14 protein-coding genes and 1 pseudogene are annotated in these 15,874 nt (G+C 67.2%); 6 read left to right on the forward strand and 9 right to left on the reverse strand.

Annotated elements, in window-relative coordinates; genetic code table 11:
* The first annotated feature begins 67 nt into the window (after window positions 1-67).
* Window positions 68-2,119, forward strand: a complete 2,052-nt coding sequence (paaZ, locus tag Mterra_RS02000) for a phenylacetic acid degradation bifunctional protein PaaZ (RefSeq protein WP_119313641.1) — start codon at window positions 68-70, stop codon at window positions 2,117-2,119.
* Between the two features lie 69 nt (window positions 2,120-2,188).
* Here paaZ and Mterra_RS02005 read toward each other — a convergent pair whose 3' ends face one another.
* From Mterra_RS02005 to Mterra_RS02025, 5 genes are all read right to left on the reverse strand, one after another.
* Window positions 2,189-3,250, reverse strand: coding sequence for a LacI family DNA-binding transcriptional regulator (locus Mterra_RS02005; protein ID WP_119313642.1), 1,062 nt, complete (start codon window positions 3,248-3,250; stop codon window positions 2,189-2,191).
* 18 nt (window positions 3,251-3,268) lie between these two features.
* Window positions 3,269-4,618 (reverse strand): alpha-glucosidase/alpha-galactosidase, encoded by a 1,350-nt coding sequence (gene melA / locus Mterra_RS02010; RefSeq protein WP_119313643.1) that lies wholly within the window; start codon window positions 4,616-4,618, stop codon window positions 3,269-3,271.
* Between the two features lie 155 nt (window positions 4,619-4,773).
* A complete protein-coding gene (locus tag Mterra_RS02015; RefSeq protein WP_119313644.1) occupies window positions 4,774-6,090 on the reverse strand; it encodes an ABC transporter substrate-binding protein in 1,317 nt (438 codons plus the stop codon).
* Between the two features lie 127 nt (window positions 6,091-6,217).
* Window positions 6,218-7,123: a carbohydrate ABC transporter permease gene (locus Mterra_RS02020; protein WP_119313645.1), complete on the reverse strand. Its 906-nt coding sequence runs from the start codon at window positions 7,121-7,123 to the stop codon at window positions 6,218-6,220.
* Window positions 7,124-7,133: 10 nt separating this feature from the next.
* Window positions 7,134-8,069, reverse strand: coding sequence for a carbohydrate ABC transporter permease (locus Mterra_RS02025; protein WP_218022859.1), 936 nt, complete (start codon window positions 8,067-8,069; stop codon window positions 7,134-7,136).
* Between the two features lie 266 nt (window positions 8,070-8,335).
* Here Mterra_RS02025 and Mterra_RS02030 point away from each other — a divergent pair, with 266 nt between their 5' ends.
* A complete protein-coding gene (locus Mterra_RS02030) occupies window positions 8,336-8,884 on the forward strand; it encodes a Rad52/Rad22 family DNA repair protein (RefSeq protein ID WP_119313647.1) in 549 nt (182 codons plus the stop codon).
* Between the two features lie 70 nt (window positions 8,885-8,954).
* On the opposite strand, the gene Mterra_RS02035 is transcribed toward Mterra_RS02030, so the two are convergent.
* From Mterra_RS02035 to trpB, 4 genes are all read right to left on the reverse strand, one after another.
* Entirely contained in the window at window positions 8,955-9,809 is an 855-nt protein-coding gene (locus tag Mterra_RS02035) for an MBL fold metallo-hydrolase (protein ID WP_119313648.1), read from the reverse strand.
* Entirely contained in the window at window positions 9,772-10,638 is an 867-nt protein-coding gene (locus Mterra_RS02040) for a DNA-methyltransferase (protein ID WP_119313649.1), read from the reverse strand. Before Mterra_RS02040 ends, Mterra_RS02035 begins: the two co-directional genes overlap by 38 nt.
* Before the next feature lie 279 nt (window positions 10,639-10,917).
* Window positions 10,918-11,700 carry a tryptophan synthase subunit alpha gene (gene trpA / locus Mterra_RS02045; protein WP_119313650.1) on the reverse strand — a complete coding sequence of 261 codons (783 nt, stop codon included), beginning with the start codon at window positions 11,698-11,700 and terminating at the stop codon, window positions 10,918-10,920.
* The gene (trpB, locus tag Mterra_RS02050; protein ID WP_119313651.1) at window positions 11,697-12,950 is read right to left on the reverse strand and encodes a tryptophan synthase subunit beta; all 1,254 of its coding nucleotides are present in this window, start codon (window positions 12,948-12,950) and stop codon (window positions 11,697-11,699) included. Before trpB ends, trpA begins: the two co-directional genes overlap by 4 nt.
* A 328-nt stretch (window positions 12,951-13,278) precedes the next feature.
* Here trpB and Mterra_RS02055 point away from each other — a divergent pair, with 328 nt between their 5' ends.
* The 4 genes and pseudogenes from Mterra_RS02055 to Mterra_RS02075 all read left to right on the forward strand — a co-directional run.
* Entirely contained in the window at window positions 13,279-14,517 is a 1,239-nt protein-coding gene (locus Mterra_RS02055) for an aminopeptidase (RefSeq protein WP_027893070.1), read from the forward strand.
* A gap of 93 nt (window positions 14,518-14,610) precedes the next feature.
* Complete coding sequence (locus tag Mterra_RS02060) at window positions 14,611-14,874, forward strand: winged helix-turn-helix domain-containing protein (RefSeq protein WP_027893069.1); 264 nt, start codon at window positions 14,611-14,613, stop codon at window positions 14,872-14,874.
* A gap of 334 nt (window positions 14,875-15,208) precedes the next feature.
* Window positions 15,209-15,646, forward strand: a complete 438-nt coding sequence (locus tag Mterra_RS02070) for a MarR family winged helix-turn-helix transcriptional regulator (protein WP_036218560.1) — start codon at window positions 15,209-15,211, stop codon at window positions 15,644-15,646.
* A pseudogene (locus Mterra_RS02075) lies at window positions 15,643-15,874 on the forward strand (TolC family protein); the annotation flags it as partial. The gene Mterra_RS02070 and the pseudogene Mterra_RS02075, both read left to right, overlap by 4 nt.

Genomic DNA, 15,874 nt, shown 5'->3' on the forward strand with positions numbered 1-15,874 from the left:
GGGGTTTTCCCGCCGGGGAGCCTTGCTATACTAGCTAACGAGCGTTTGTTAGACCTGAGGAGGACGGATGAAGCTGAGCAGTTACGCGGTAGGGGGCTGGTATCAGGCCAGCGAGGACGGAACCTTGGTTAACGACGCCGTCTACGGGCAGCCCGTGGCCTTAGTGAGCAGCGCGGGGCTGGACTTCGGGGCGATGGTGCGCCACGCCCGCGAGGTGGGCGGGCCCAACCTGCGCCGCTACACCTTCCACGAGCGGGCCGCGATGCTGCGGGCGCTCGCGCAGTACCTCATGGAGCGCAAGGAGAGCTTCTACGAGCTCTCCTTCAAGACCGGCGCCACCCGCCGCGACGGCTGGGTGGACATCGAGGGCGGGATCGGGACCTTCTTCTCCTACTCCAGCCTCGCCCGCCGCGAGCTGCCCAACGAGCAGTTCCTGGTCGAGGACGACGTGCAGCAGATCTCCAAGGCCGGGACCTTCCTGGGGCGGCACATCCTGGTGCCCCGCGAGGGCGTGGCGGTGCACATCAACGCCTTCAACTTCCCCGTGTGGGGGATGCTCGAGAAGCTGGCCCCCGGCCTGATCGCCGGGGTGCCCGCCATCGTCAAGCCCGCCACCCAGACCGCTTACCTCACCGAAGCCGTTTTCCGGGCCATGATCGAGTCGGGGATTCTGCCCGAGGGGGCCGTCCAGCTCATCTGCGGCGGCACCGGCGACCTGCTGGACCACCTCAGCGAGCAGGACCTCGTGACCTTCACCGGCTCGGCCTCCACCGGGCGCAAGCTCAAGACCCACCCCAACCTCGTGGCCCACTCGGTGCCCTTCAACCTCGAGGCCGACAGCCTCAACTGCTCGGTCCTGGGCAAGAGCGTCGAGCCCGGCGACCCCGAGTTCGACCTCTTCGTGCGCGAGGTGACCAACGAGATGACCGTCAAGGCCGGGCAGAAGTGCACGGCCATCCGGCGGGTGATCGTGCCCGCCGGCAAGGTAGAGGCGGTGATCGAGGCGATCAAGCAGCGGCTCGCCAAGACCACCATCGGCGACCCCAGCCGCGAGGACGTGCGGATGGGCCCGCTGGTGAGCACGAGTCAGCGCGAGGAGGTCAAGGAGCGCGTGGGCGAGCTGCGCCGCAGCTGCGAGGTGGTGCTCGAGGCCCCCCTCGAGCTCCTGGGCGGCGACCCCGAGAAGGGCGGTTTCCTCAGCCCGCGGCTGCTGTACTGCGACCGGCCGCTCGAGGCCCTCGAGCCCCACGACGTCGAGGCCTTCGGCCCGGTGGCTACCCTGCTCCCCTACCGCGACCTCGACGAGGCCGTCCAGCTCGCCAAGATGGGCCGCGGCAGCCTCGCCGGCTCCATCGTCACCCACGACCGCGCCGAGGCCCGCACGCTCTTCTTCGGCTGCGCCAGCTCCCACGGGCGCCTGCTGATCCTCAACCGCGAGAACGCCAAGGAGAACACCGGCCACGGCTCCCCCCTGCCCCAGCTCATCCACGGCGGGCCGGGGCGGGCCGGGGCGGGCGAGGAGATGGGCGGGGTGCGCGGCATCAAGCACTTCATGCAGCGCAGCGCCGTCCAGGCCGACCCCACCACCCTGAGCTTCATCTCCCGCGAGTACGTGCGCGGCGCCGAGACCAAGAGCGACGGCGTGCACCCCTTCCGCAAGTACTTCGAGGACCTCCAGGTCGGCGAGAGCTTCCTCACCCACCGCCGCACCGTCACCGAGGCCGACATCGTCAACTTCGCCAACGTCAGCGGCGACTACTTCTACGCCCACGTGGACGAGCTCGGGGCCAAGGAATCCATCTTCGGCAAGCGCGTGGCCCACGGCTACTTCCTGATCTCGGCGGCGGCGGGCCTCTTCGTGAGCCCGGCCCCGGGGCCGGTGCTGGCGAACTACGGGCTCGAGAAGCTGCGCTTCATCGAGCCGGTGGGCATCGGCGACACCATCCAGGCCCGCCTGACGGTGAAGAACAAGACCAAGAAGGACCCCAAGCCCGGCGAGCGCCTGACGGGGGTGGTGACCTGGGCGGTGGAGATCACCAACCAGGAGGGCAAGACCGTGGCGCTGTACGACATCCTGACCCTGGTCGAGCGCCGGGGCGAGGCGCAGGCGCAGGCCTGAAAGCACTGCCCGGCGGAAGTCCGGGATTACCCCTCTCCCCCTCCCCGGCCGCAGGGAGGGGGAAAAGGCTCAGGCTTCCTCGGCCTTCGCGGCTTTAGCCCCGCAGGACTGGCGGATCACCAGCGGGGTTTCCAGGATCACGTGCCGCTCCTGTGGGGTTTTGCCGTGCATCAGCTTCATCAGCATCTCGGCCGCCACGCTGCCGTGCAGTACGGCCTGGGTGCGCACGGTGGTGAGCGGCGGGAAGGCATAGGCCGCGGTGGGGATGTCGTCGTACCCCACCACCGCGACGTCGTCGGGGATCCTGAGGCCCTTCTCGTGGAGGGCGGCCATCGCCCCCAGGGCGATGGTGTCGTTGCCGGCGAAGAGCGCCCTGGGGTAGGGTTTCCTCTCCAGCAGCGTGAGCATGGCTTCGTAGCCGCTCTCGGCGCTGTAGTTGCCGTAGGCCACCAGGGCAGGGTCGGCCTCGAGCCCGGCCGCCTCGAGGGCCTCCGTGTACCCCTGCAGGCGCAGGTTGGCCGCGTGGTATTCCGGCGGGGCGTAGGCGATGTGGGCGATGCGCCGGTAGCCCAGGCGCAGGAGGTGATCCACCGCGTGCCGGGCGGCGGTGCGGTTGTCGGTGTCCACCGAGTAGATCCCCTCGTGGGTCGCGAGCCGCGCACCCATGAGGACCAGCGGGAAGCCCATCTGGGCGAGCTCGAGCAGGTGGGGGTCGTCCTGGGTGCGCGCGTTGACTACGATCAGCCCGTCGATGCGCTTGCCGTAGACGAGCTCGAGGTAGGCACCGGGCTTGGCGGCGTCCTCGACGGGCTCGAGCAGCACGCGGTAACCGTGGCGGTAGCTGACCTCGTTGAGGCTGTAGAGGAGCTGTGGGAGGAACGCGTCCACCTTGAGGTGCTCGGCGTGCGGGATGACCAGGGCGATGGTGCCGGTCTGGCCGCTTACCAGCGTGCGCGCGGCGGCGTTGGGCACGTAGCCCAGCTCCTTGGCCGCGCGCAGGACCCGCAGGCGCGTCTCCGGGCTGATGACGACGCCCGGGACGTTGTTGAGCACGAAGGAAACCGTAGTCCTGGAGACGCCGGCGTGCTTGGCTACTTGCTGGCTGGTCACCCGCGGCTTGCGTGTGGGCATGCCCCTTTCCCGTCCCTCCTAGGGGACCAGGATACTCGACCGTTGGCGCAACGGCTCAGGGATCCACTCCCCGTGGGCCTCGAGCAGCTCATCGACCAGATTCCAGATCTGCTCGAGGTCGAGCTCCGCGGCGGTGTGGGGGTCGAGCATGGCCGCGTGGTAGACGTGCTCGCGCTTGCCGGTGAGGATGGCCTCGACGGCGAGCTCCTGCACGCCCACGTTGGTGCGCATGAGGGCGGCCAGGTGCGGCGGCAGGCTGCCGATGCGGGTGGGCTGGACGCCGTTCTCGTCCACCAGGCAGGGCACCTCCACGCAGCAGCCCTGCGGCAGGTTGTCGATGAGGCCGTGGTTGAGCACGTTGCCGTAGACGACGCGCGGGGTGCCGGTCTCCTGGCTGTGGATGATGAGCGAGCCGTACTCGTGGCTGCGGTGGACGGGGAGGGGCTCATTGCTGTGCTCGAGCTCGGCCCGCAGGTGCTCCCAGCCCGCGATCTGCACCTCGCAGCGGCGGATGTACTCGTCGAGGGGGATGCCGAATTTCTCGATGAGGTCGGGGCGGTCCCGCTTGATGAAGTAGGGGGTGTACTCGCTGAAGTGCTCGCTGGACTCGGTGACGAAGTAGCCCAGGCGGCGGAACATCTCGTAGCGCACCTTATCGGCCATGGGGGCGCCCTCCACCGGCCGCTGGGGGGACTGCCCGCTCTCGAGGTACTCCCGGATGCGCGGGTAAAGGTCTTCCCCGTCGCGCTCGAACTTGAGGTAGAAGGCCATGTGGTTGATCCCGGCGCAGAGGTAATTGATCTCCTCGACGGGTACCCCGATGTCGCGGGCGAGCTGCTCGGCGGTGCCCTGCACGCTGTGGCACAGCCCCACGGTCTTGACGCGCGTGGCCCTGAGCAGGGCCCAGGTGTTCATGGCCATGGGGTTGACGTAGTTGAGGTGCAGCACGTCCGGGCACAGCCGCTCCATGTCGCGGGCCATCTCCAGCAGCACCGGTACGGTCCGCAGCGCCCGCATGATCCCGCCGATGCCCAGCGTGTCGGCGATGGTCTGGCGCAGCCCGTACTTCTTGGGGATCTCGAAGTCGATGACGGTGGCGGGCCTGTACCCGCCGACCTGGACCATGTTGATCGCGTAGTCGGCGCCCTCGAGCGCCCTCTCGCGGTCGGTGGTGGCGACGATGCGGGGCTTCACGCCTAGGCTCTGGGCCAGCCGGTGGGCCACGACCTCCGAGGTTTTCAGGCGCTCGGGGTTGATGTCGTACAGCACCAGGGTAGAGCCGGAAAGTTCGGGAAAGCTCAGGATGTCGCCCATGAGGTTCTTGGCGAAAACCGTGCTCCCCGCGCCGATAAAAGTGATTTTAGGCATAGGTTTCGTCTCCTTGGGCCTTTGCGAAGTTGCCGCGGGTTGCCTCAGGTTCAACGCGCCTGGCGCGACCATCGACTATTGACCGTCGCGCGGGCCCTCGAGGCGCCTGGGAAGGAGTTTGCAAGCACCTCGAGGGCCACGTTCGCCACTTCCGGCTATCGCTTAAAGACCGCGTTGACCTTGGCGTTGGCGTCCTTGAGCGCGTCGGCGGCCCTGGCCTTGCCCAGGAAGACCGAATCCATCGCGGCGCTCATGATGCTGGTGATCTCGGAGGCGTAGTCGGTGATGGGGAACAAAAAGGTAGCGCCCTTGGCGTTGGCGATGGTGGTGAAGGCGGTCACGTCCAGGCCGTTCTTCTTGTACACCTGCAGCGCCGCGTCCACGCCCGACTTGATCGCCGGGAAGACCACGCCGTAGGAACCGACGATGTTCTGGCAGGCGGGCGAGCCCAGGAACTTGACCCACTTCCAGGCCTGCTCCTGCTTCTTGCTGCCCGTCCATATGGAGTCGGCCAGGCCGTTGAACATGCTCTTACGCCCGTTGGGGCCTGCTGGAAGCAGGGCGAAGCCCACGTCGAACTTGGCGTTGTCCTTGAACCACTTGATCATCCACGAGCCGTGAGGCAGCATCGCCACCTTGCCCGAGGTGAACAACGCTTCAGACCCCAGGCGGCTCACGTCGGAGGTGGGGACGGCGTAGCCTTTCTTGAGGCTGAGGTCGGCCAGCCACTGGATGGTCTCGGCCAGCTTGGGGCTGTCGTAGTAGTACTTGGTGTCCCAGGGACCGTCGTTGAACTTGAAGCCGTTGGATACCGCCAGCCAGCTCCACTCGGTCTGGCCGTAACCGCCGCCGGAGCCGTTGGTGACAAAGCCGTACTGCACGACGTTCTTGGGGTCGAAGTTCTTGGAGAGCCCGTTGTTGCCGTTCTTGTCCTTGCTGAGCTGGGCGATGACCCGTTCGAAGGTGCCCCCGTCCTTGGGGTTCCAGGTCCAGGTGCGGAGGGTGGCCTCGCTGATCCCGGCTTCCTTCAGAAGCTTCTTGTTGTAGACGATGGCGATGGTGTCCCAGTCCTTGGGCAGGCCGTACTGCTTGCCTCCGCGGCCCCACAGCTCGTAGAGCCCCGGGTAGTAGAGGTCGGTCTTGACGCCATCGCGCTTGATCAGCGGGGCAATATCCACGATCTGGCCGTTGCTGGCGAACTCAGGGTACTTGGCGAGGTGGTTGGTGAAGACGTCGGGAGCGGTGCCGGCGACGAAGCCGGTGGTGAGCCCGGTCCAATAGTCGTCCCAGCCTTTCTGCACGACGCTCACCCTGATGTCGGGGTTCTCCTTCTGGAAGGCGTTGGCGCAGGCCTGGTACGCCGGCTGCTGGTTGGAGTCCCACAGCCAGTAGGTGATCTCGGTCTGGGCGAAAGCCTGGGCGGCTAAAGCCGCGACCGCCGCGATGGCCGTCCTGCGAAACACGTGGTGCATGGTCCCTCCTGTTCTAGAGATTCCTGTTGCCGGTGGTCGAAAAGCTTGAAACCGTGGATTTCCCGCTGGCCGTCTACCTCACCCCTTTCGGTTAGCTCGAGCTTTCCCAAAACGCGAAAGAAGAAGCCTACTTCAGACCGCTGAACTGTAGCGACTCCACCACCTGCCGCCCCAGCACCACCAGCAGGATGAACACCGGGATGATGGCCAGGAAGGTCGCGGCCATCAGCCCCGTCCAGTCCGGCGAGCCCTGCGGCGTCTGGGACTGGAACATCTTGAGCGCGACGGTGAGCACCTGGAGGTTGTTGTCCTTGCCGACGATCCAGGGCCAGAAGAACTCGTTCCAGGCGTTGATGGTGGTGAGGATGCCCAGCGTGACCAGCGGGGTCTTGCTGATGGGCAGGATGATGCGCCAGAAGATGTAGAAGGGCGTGGCCCCGTCGAGGTAGGCGGCCTCCTCGAGTTCCTTGGGCACCGCCAGGAAGAACTGCCGCAGGAAGAACACCGCGAAGGGCGTCATCAGCACGAAGGGTGCCACCATCCCCTGGAAGGTGTTGAGCCAGCCCAGGTTCTTGATCAGGATGAAGTTGGGGATGAACAGCACCGCGCCCGGGATCATGGTCGCGGCCAGGAAGAGGAAGAAGATCACGTCGCGCCCGGGGAAGCGCAGCCGGGCGAAGGCGTAGGCGGCCAGGGCGCTGAAGAAGGTCTGGAAGACGACAATGGTGAGGGTGAACAGCACCGAGTTTCGCATGGCGGTGAGGAAGTTGATGTTAGCCACGCCACCCACCGCCAGGTTCTCCTCGAGGCTCACCATCCCCAGCGCCCGCCGGAAGTTGAGGAGGGTGGGGTCGGTGGGGAACAGCAGGGTGGCCTGCCCGAAGAGTTCCTTGGGGTGAGTGATCGCGGTCTTCACCACGATCCACAGCGGGAACAGCGTGACGAAGATCAGCGCCGCCAGCAGCGCCCAGGCCAGGACCCGCCCGGGGGTCAGCCGTTGTACCTCGCGTGTGTAGGTCGTGCCGGAATGCATGCCCACCCTCTTACGACAGGTCCGACTGGTTGGCCCGGAACACCCGCATCTGGATGAGGGTGAAGGCCACCAGGATCAGGAACAGCACCATCGACATGGCCGAGGCGTAGCCCATCCTGAAGAACTGGAAAGCGTTCTCGTAGATGTACCAGACGATCACCCGAGTCGCGTAGCTGGGACCGCCCCCCGTCGCCACCGCCACGGTGTCGAAGATCTGGAAGGAGCCGATGACGCTGGTGACGAGCACGAAGACCGTCACCGGGCGCAGCAGGGGCAGGGTGATGCGCCAGAACATGCGCCACTCGCCAGCCCCGTCGATGGCGGCAGCCTCATAGAGCGAGCGCGGGATGGACTGAAGCCCGGCGTAAAACAGCAGCGCCGTGAAGCCCATGTGCCGCCAGATGTTGACCCCGGCCACCGTCGCCAGGGCCTGGTCGGGGGAGCCGAAGAAGGGTTGGCGCTCGAGCCCTAAGAGGCCCAGGAACACGTTGACGTAGCCCAGGATGGGGTGGAGCAGCCACAGGAAGATCATCGCCACCACCACGTTCGACAGCAGGTAGGGCAGGATGACCACCGCCCGCACGAAGATCGAGCGCACCAGGCGGTCCATCAGCACCGCAAGCAGGAGCGCGAGCACCGTTTGCAGGGGGATGTTGAAGAGCACGTACAGCCCGGTGACCTTCAGGGCGTGCCAGAAGTTGGGGTCGGCCAGCAAGGCCTCGTAGTTCTCTAACCCCACCGGCCGGGGCGGGCGCAGGAGGTTCCAGTCGGTGAAACTGATGGAGAAGGCCCGGACCGAGGGCAGCAGGTAGAAGAGCACGAAGCCTACCAGCGCCGGCAGGATGAAGAGCCAACCCGTAATCGCCTCCCGGTTGAACACCCGCCGCCAACTCGAGGCCACCCTCCCAGGCCTTTGCACCGTTCCAGTCTCCGGGACCTGCTCCACGGTCACCTCCTGAACAGCCGCACGCTCGATAGAGCGAACTAACTCGTGTTACTAACGCGTGTCAATAAAGTAGCCCAAATACCTCGCACTGTCAATAAGGCCACAAGAAGATCGGCTCCCAAACCAGGATTGATCCCTCTCGATCGCGCGATACCACTTGAGATCTTGTGGCTACAGCAGATAACCCCCCTTCCACGCCGGAGCGATTTACGTGACGCGGTTTTCAGTCCAGGAATTCATGGTTGTGCTAAAATGGGCATGTGATTATGTCTAAAACAGAAAATACCAAGGAACCCAAAGAACTCAGGGGCCTCGAGGCCCTCACCGCCCCCCTGACGGCCGAGGAGATCGAGTGGAAGGTGCAGGTCAACAAGAACGGCAAGACCATGATCGCCCCCTACATCGACAGCCGCGCCGTGATGTCGCGCTTCGACCGGGCCTTTGGCCCCCTGGGCTGGCAGAACCAGCTCAAGGAGGTGAGCTTGGGCGACGGCGAGGTGGCCTGGCTGTGCGGCATCGGCGTGCGCACCGAGAGCGGGGAGTGGGTGTGGAAGTGGGACGGGGCCGGGGCGAGCGACCTCGAGCCCGTCAAGGGCGGCATCAGCGGGGCCATGAAGCGCGCCGCTACGCAGTGGGGCGTGGGGCGGGAGCTCTACAATTACCCCCGCGTCTTCATCAGCGGCGAGCACAAGTACGTCCCCTTCGAGGTGCTCAAGCGCCTGGAGGGCCTGCCCGCCGCCATCGCCGCCGGGCGCCGCCTGCCCGAGGTGATCACCCTCGCGCCGGACGGCTCGGACGTGCGGAGGGCGGCGTAAAGCCCGTGGCGGTAGCCAAAAAGACATAGGGCGCTCCGGGTGGGCGCCCTCGCGTTTGGGTGAGCCGGGGCTAGGGGTTGGCGGGCTCGGCCCGGTAGCCTTTATCCCCCACGACCAGCTTCCCCAGCGGGTGCCCCGGCTCGTGGGTGAAGACCAGCAGGTAATCGCCCTCGAGCCAGCGCGCGTACGTGCGCTTGCGGGTCTCGAGCGTGGTCATGGGGTAGAGGTCGAAGGCCATGATGTAGGGCAGCGGGGTCTGCATGAGGGTGGGAATCAGGTCGGCGGTGAAGGCCAGGCGCTGCCCCTCGGACTCCAGCTCCACCGCCTGCATGCCCAGGGTGTGGCCCGGCACCGGGACTAAGCGCAGGCCCCTCAACAGCTCGGTCTCGCCTTCGACGGCCTCGAAGAGGCCGGCCTCGAGCACGGGCCCGATGTTCTCGGGGAGGTAGCTGGCGCGGCTGCGCTCGTGGGGGTGGGTGGCTTCCTCGAGCTCCTGCCGCTGCACGACGTAGCGGGCGTTGGGGAAGGTGGGGAGCAGGCGGCCGCCCTGCCAGCGGGTGTTGAGCCCAGCGTGGTCGAAGTGCAGGTGGGTGTTGATAACCCACGAGATGTCCTCGGGGGCCACGCCGAGAGCGGCGAGCTGCGCGAGCAGCGGGTTTTCGTCGCCGAGCTTGTAGAGCTCGCGGTGCTTGGGGCCGGGCTTGCGGTCGATGCCGGTCTCGACCAGCACCCACTGACCGGCGACCCGCGCCAGCAAGGGGTTCATGCTCAGGCGGATGCGGTTTTGCTCGTCGGGCTCGGTGAGGCGGGTCCAGACCACCCGGGGCACCACCCCGAAGGTCGAGCCGCCGTCGAGCCAGATGTCGCCGTCGTTGAGCACGAACAGCTCAAGCGCGCCGAGCTTCAGGCGGAGCGGGGGTCGCATCGAGCTCGATTATCTCAGGCTCGTAAGGGGCGAGTCTACGGCGCATGACCTCGAGGGCCGCCGGGTTCTGGTCCACCAGCACGAAGCCCCGCCCGTGCCGCGCGGCCGCCTCGCCGGTGGTGCCCGAGCCGGCGAAGAAGTCGAGCACGACGTCGCCGGGGTTGGAGTGCACCTTGACGACGCGCTCGAGCAGCTTCAGGGGTTTTTGCGTGGGGTAGCCGGTCTTCTCGCGGCTGGTCGTGGGCACGATGGTCTGCCACCACACGTCGGTGGGGGTCTTGCCGCGGGCGGCCTTCTCGGGGCCGACCATGCGGGGCGTCATGTAGGGGATGCGGTCGATGGCCTCGTAGTTGAAGGTGTAGGCCCCCGGGTCGCGGGCGTACCACAGCAGGGTGTCGTGCTTGGCGGGCCAGCGCCGGCGCGGGCGGCCCCCGTAGTCGTAGGCCCAGACGATCTCGTTGATGAAGCTCCGGCGGCCAAAGATGCCGTCGAGCAGCACCTTGACGTAGTGCACCTCGCGGTAGTCGAGGTGGACGAAGAGCGAGCCGGTCGGGGTCAGCAGGCGGTGGGCCTGGCGCAGGCGGGGCTCGAGGAAGGCCAAGAAGTCGTCGAAGGCGTCGAGGTAGGCGGGGGACTCGAGCGGCTCGGCGCGGTACTTCCTGCCGCCGAAGCCGAGGCGCGAGCCGCCCTCGTCCTGCACCACCCGCATGCGGTTGCGCTTTTGCACCTTGCCGGTGTTGAAGGGCGGGTCGAGGTAGATGAGGGGGAAAGAGCCGTCCGGGAGGGTCTGGATGTAGCTCAGGCACTCCGCCCGGACGATGCGCTTCATGGTTTGGATTGTACCGGGTGGGGGTTGGAAGGCGTCGAGGGTCGATAGCTGATAGCCGAACGCCCAATGCCGGGCGCGGGTCGTGCGTCCTGCGTCGTACGTCCTACGCAAAACGCCGGTTGTACGTCTTACGTCTTACGTCTTACGTCTTACGTCTTACGTCTTACGCCCTGGCCCTCGCCCCTCGACAAACCACAAGCTGATGGCTGAGCGCTGACGGCGGTAAGCTTACCGCCGTCTACCGCGAGCTACAGCTAAACCCTTCCTCCTACCTCCGCTTCAGACGCTCACCTGCCTGAAAAGCCCCTGCCGCACCTCTTCCAGGACGGGCTCGAGCGGCCGCCCTTCCTCGTGGGCGCGGATGAGGGCGCTGGCGATCACCGCGCCGTCGGCGGCCTGGGCGGCTTGGCGGGCGGTGGTCTGGTTGGAGATGCCGAAGCCGATGGCTACGGGCGCGGCGGTGTGCTGTTTGATGCGCTGGACGAGTTCGGGTAAGCCATCGGGCAGCTTGTCGCGTGCGCCCGTCACGCCGGCCACCGAGACCGTGTACACGAAACCCGTGCAGTGGGGCGCGACGGTGGCGATGCGGGCGTCGGTGGAGGTGGGGGCCAGCAGGAAGGTGGTCTCGAGGCCCACCCCGTGGGCGAGCGCCACCAGCGCGGGGTCTTCGTCCGGGGGGAGGTCGGGGAGGATGAGGCCGGTGGCCCCGGCGGCCTTGAAGGCCTCGAAGAAGCGGCGGGGGCCGGTGGCGATCACCGGGTTGATGTAGGTCATGATGAACAGCGGCTTGTCGGTGAGGGAGCGCACCTGGCGCACGAACTCGAGCACGTCCTTCAGGCGGGTGCCCTGGCGCAGGGCCCGTTCGGAGGCCCGCTGGATCACCGGGCCGTCGCCCAGGGGGTCGGAGTAGGGCAGGCCGAGTTCGAGCAGGTCGGCGTAGGGCAGCACGCGGCGCACGGTCTCGAGCGCCCCCTGCGCGTCGGGGTAGCCGGCCATCACGTAGGGGATCAGCGCGGCGCGGCCCTCGTAAGCAGCGCGTTCGAAGGCTTCGCGGGTGGTCATCGGGCCACCTCCTGTGGCCCTCGGCCCTCGGCCCTCGACCCTCGACGCTCCTCCAGCACCCGCATCACCTCCACCACGTCCTTGTCGCCCCGGCCCGAGAGGTTGATGACGATGACCTGCTCGGGGTCCATCTCGGGGGCCAGCTTGGCGGCGTAGGCGATGGCGTGGGCGCTCTCGAGCGCGGGCAGGATGCCCTCCAGGCGCGAGAGCAGCTTGAAGCCCTCGAGGGCCTCGTCGTCGGTGATGCCCACGTACTCGGCGAGGCCCTGCTCGGCGTAGTAGGAGTGCTCCGGCCCCACGCCGGGGTAGTCCAGGCCCGCCGAGACCGAGTGGGCCGGCTGGATCTGGCCGTCGTCGTCGTAGAGCAGGTACATCATCGAGCCGTGCAGCACGCCCTTGCGGCCCGCGCCGATGGAGAGGGAGTGCAGGCCCGAGGCCTGGCCGTGCCCCGCGGCCTCGACCCCGATCAGGCGGGGGCGCGGCTGCTGGTAGGCGAAGGGCGCGAACACCCCGATGGCGTTGGAGCCGCCGCCCACGCAGGCGATCACCGCGTCGGGGTTCGGACGGCCCTCCTTGACGAGCAACTGCTGCTTGACCTCCTCGCCCACGACGCTCTGGAAGTCGCGGGCCATGGCCGGGTAGGGGTGCGGCCCCACCACCGAGCCGATGATGTAGAAGGAGTCGCGCACGTTGGTCACCCAGTCGCGGATGGCCTCGTTGGTGGCGTCCTTGAGGGTGCGGGTGCCGCTCTCCACCGCCCGCACCTCGGCCCCCAAAAGCTGCATGCGAAACACGTTGAGCGCCTGGCGGCGCACGTCCTCGGCGCCCTGGTAGACCACGCACTCCAGGCCCATCAGCGCCGCGACCGTCGCCACCGAGACCCCGTGCTGGCCCGCGCCGGTCTCGGCGATGACCCGCTTCTTGCCCATGCGCTTGCAAAGCAGCGCCTGGCCCAGGGTGTTGTTGATCTTGTGGGCCCCGGTGTGGTTGAGGTCCTCGCGCTTGAGGTAGATCTTCGCCCCGCCGAGGTGGCGGGTGAGGTTCTCGGCGAAGTACAGCGGCGAGGGGCGGCCCACGTACTCGCGCAGGTAGCACTCGTACTCCCCCAGGTAGTCGGGGTCGTGCTTGAAGTGCTCGTAGGCGGCGGTGAGCTCCTCGAGCGCGGGGATCAGGGTCTCGGGGACGTAGCGCCCGCCGAAGTCGCCGTAGCGGCCTCGAGGGTCGGGCAGGGGGTAGCTGGGTAGCTGCATGGGCACCTCGTTAAAGGTCGATAGCTGATAGCTGATAGCTGATAGCCGATGGCCAAAAGCCCAACGCCGACGACCAGACGCCATCGGTTCGGGGTTATTGCTTTGGGTGCTTTACGTTTCGCGTCTGGCGTCTTGCGTACGGCGTAAGACGTACGACCCAGGAGTACGACCCGCGCCCGGCGTTCAGCGTTGGGCGTGGGGGCAGAGCCTCCACTTCTGGTGGTGCCACTTGAAGCTGCGGGGGGTGCGGGGGCGGGGGCCCTTCATGCTGCCCCCAGGGTAGCGGCCCTTACAGGGGGCCGTCAAGCTTCGGGTAGAGTGTTGGGGCATGAGCAACAACGATTTCGCCAACAAGCTCGACCGCTTGGCGCAGGTGGCGGTAAAGATCGGCCTCAACCTGCAGCCCGGGCAGGAGCTCGTCATGACCGCCCCCGTCGAGGCGCTCGAGCTCACCCGCAAGATCACCGAGCACGCCTACAAGGCGGGGGCCTCGCTGGTAACGACCCTCTTCTCCGACGACGCCGCCACGCTCGCCCGCTTCCAGCACGCCCGGCCCGAGAGCTTCGACAAGGCCCCGGTGTGGTTCTACGACGCCATGGCCGAGGCCTACCGCAGCGGCGCGGCCCGGCTGGCGATCAGCGGGCAAAACCCGGGGCTGCTCAAGGGGCAAAACCCCGACCACGTGGCGCGCTCGAGCAAGGCCCAGTCGTTGGCGATGCGGCCCGCGCTCGAGCTCATCACCAGCTTCCACATCAACTGGACCATCGTCTCCTACGCCACCCCCTCCTGGGCTCAGATGGTCTTCCCCGGCGACCCCGAGGAGGTAGCTGTCGCCAAGCTGTGGGAGGCCATCTTCCAGGCCTCGAGGGTGGACCAGGACGACCCCGTGGCCGCCTGGGAGGCCCACAACCGGCGGCTCAAGGAGCGCGTGGACTTCCTCAACGAGCGCCGCTACGCCGCGCTGCACTTCCGCGGCCCCGGCACCGACCTGCGGGTGGGCCTGGCCGACGGGCACCTGTGGTCCGGGGGCAGCGGCCGCGCCAAGAACGGCGTGGTCTGCAACCCCAACATCCCCACCGAGGAGGTCTTCACCACGCCGCACAAGGACCGCATCGAGGGGTACGTGAGCTCGAGCAAGCCCCTCTCCTACCAGGGCAGCCTGCTCGACGGCATCCGGGTGCGCTTCGAGGGGGGCAAGATCGTGGAGGCCACCGCCGAGCAGGGCGAGGAGATCCTGCGGCAGGTGCTGCAGACCGACCCCGGCGCCAGCAGCCTGGGCGAGGTCGCGCTCGTGCCCCACTCCTCCCCCATCTCCCAGAGCGGCATCCTCTTCTACAACACCCTCTTCGACGAGAACGCGGCCAGCCACATCGCGCTGGGGCAGGCCTACACCGAGTGCATGATCGACGGCGACAAGCTCAGCGAGGAGGAACTGGCGGCGCGCGGGGCCAACTCGAGCCTCATCCACATCGACTGGATGATCGGCTCGGGCGAGGTTGACGTAGACGGCATCGCCCAGGACGGGACCGCCGAGCCGCTGATGCGCGCCGGCGAGTGGGTGAGCTGAGCAGGTAAACACACAATTTGCACTCGCTCGTCTGAACGCGGGTTATTTGCCGCAGGGATTTGCTCCGCGGCTTGCTACCCTCAATCTCGGGTTATGACTCTCGTTCAGGCCATCGAGATCGTGCTACGGGAAGCGGAGGGACCGCTTTACCACCGGGAAATCACCCGGCGCATCGTGGAAAAGGGGCTCTGGAAAGAAACCGAGAGCCTGCCTGACAACGTCCTCCAAAAACTCACCGCCAGCGTCCGCTGGGCCTACTCCCCCTTCGAGCGCGTCTCCCCCGGCTACTACGCCCTGCGCCCCAGGGATCTCGGCTTCGATCTCGAGGAATCCCTCCAGGAGTCGGCAGCGGATTAGCTCGAGGCTTACAGGCACGGCCCTTAGGGGCCGTGTTTTTGGTTCGCTGTCAGCCGTCTGCTATCAGCGGTCCGCCGTCAGCTCGTGGTTTGTCGAGGGTCGAGGGCCAGGGCGTAAGACGTAAGACGTACAACCGGCGTTTTGCGTTTGGCGTTTGGCGTTTGGCGTTTGGCGTCTTGCGTTTTGCGTCTTGCGTACGACGTAAGACGTACGACCCGCGTTCGGCTATCAGCCATCGACCCTCGACATCCCCCCAACCCCCTCGTTACCAATTTCCCAATCTGTGCCATGCCCTACACACCCGACCCATAAGAAGGGCTAACTTTTCATACGTATGAATCATTCCGCTCCCCGGCTCGACGAGCTCGAGGCCCTCGCACTGCAGGTGTTGTGGCGGATGCGCCAGGACGCACAGCGGGCCTATGAGCCGCTGGGTTTTTCGCCGATGCAGTGCTTGGCGCTCAACCTTATCCGTTCGGGGGTCGAGCAGCCTGGGGCGCTGGCGGAGGTGCTCGAGGCCTCCCCGCCCGGCGTGTCGCAGCTTCTCAACAGCCTCGAGGACCGGGGCCTGATCCGGCGCGAGATCGAGGCCAGTGACCGCCGGCGGATCCGGCTGACCCTCACGGCGCAGGGGGAGGAGCAGCTCGGCGAGCTCAACCGGCGCTGGCGCGAGGTCACGCTGCCGCGCTACCGGCAGCTCAGCGAGGGGGAGATCGAGACGCTGATCGCGGTGTACCAGAAGATGCTGGGCGGGCTGGAGGAGGCCCCGTGAGGCGGCACCTGGGGTGGATCGTGCTGCTGGGCGGGCTGGCGGGGGCGCAGGGCTTCTTCGCGCCGCTCGAGCAGCACCCCAGCCTGCGCCAGGCCTACTACGGCGTGCTGGCGGCCGAGGCCAACGTGCGGGCGCTGGAGAGCCCCGTCGCGCTCCAGGGGCAGGGCGGGCTCGTCTCCCTGGGCTACGCGCCCCCGCCCGCCGACTGCCAGCCGGGCGACCCCCGCC

It is taken from the genome of Calidithermus terrae (assembly GCF_003574345.1).
Classification (GTDB): Bacteria; Deinococcota; Deinococci; order Deinococcales; family Thermaceae; genus Calidithermus; species Calidithermus chliarophilus.

What these genes read in the sequence shown, in the direction of transcription:
- Mterra_RS02020 (WP_119313645.1), bottom strand. Translation starts at nt 7,123, where the DNA reads ATGCATTCCGGCACGACCTACACACGCGAGGTACAACGGCTGACCCCC.
- Mterra_RS02040 (WP_119313649.1), bottom strand. Translation starts at nt 10,638, where the DNA reads ATGAAGCGCATCGTCCGGGCGGAGTGCCTGAGCTACATCCAGACCCTC.
- trpA (WP_119313650.1), bottom strand. Translation starts at nt 11,700, where the DNA reads ATGACCACCCGCGAAGCCTTCGAACGCGCTGCTTACGAGGGCCGCGCC.
- Mterra_RS02035 (WP_119313648.1), bottom strand. Translation starts at nt 9,809, where the DNA reads ATGCGACCCCCGCTCCGCCTGAAGCTCGGCGCGCTTGAGCTGTTCGTG.
- Mterra_RS02030 (WP_119313647.1), top strand. Translation starts at nt 8,336, where the DNA reads ATGTCTAAAACAGAAAATACCAAGGAACCCAAAGAACTCAGGGGCCTC.
- Mterra_RS02005 (WP_119313642.1), bottom strand. Translation starts at nt 3,250, where the DNA reads ATGCCCACACGCAAGCCGCGGGTGACCAGCCAGCAAGTAGCCAAGCAC.
- Mterra_RS02015 (WP_119313644.1), bottom strand. Translation starts at nt 6,090, where the DNA reads ATGCACCACGTGTTTCGCAGGACGGCCATCGCGGCGGTCGCGGCTTTA.
- paaZ (WP_119313641.1), top strand. Translation starts at nt 68, where the DNA reads ATGAAGCTGAGCAGTTACGCGGTAGGGGGCTGGTATCAGGCCAGCGAG.
- Mterra_RS02070 (WP_036218560.1), top strand. Translation starts at nt 15,209, where the DNA reads ATGAATCATTCCGCTCCCCGGCTCGACGAGCTCGAGGCCCTCGCACTG.
- melA (WP_119313643.1), bottom strand. Translation starts at nt 4,618, where the DNA reads ATGCCTAAAATCACTTTTATCGGCGCGGGGAGCACGGTTTTCGCCAAG.
- Mterra_RS02060 (WP_027893069.1), top strand. Translation starts at nt 14,611, where the DNA reads ATGACTCTCGTTCAGGCCATCGAGATCGTGCTACGGGAAGCGGAGGGA.
- Mterra_RS02055 (WP_027893070.1), top strand. Translation starts at nt 13,279, where the DNA reads ATGAGCAACAACGATTTCGCCAACAAGCTCGACCGCTTGGCGCAGGTG.
- trpB (WP_119313651.1), bottom strand. Translation starts at nt 12,950, where the DNA reads ATGCAGCTACCCAGCTACCCCCTGCCCGACCCTCGAGGCCGCTACGGC.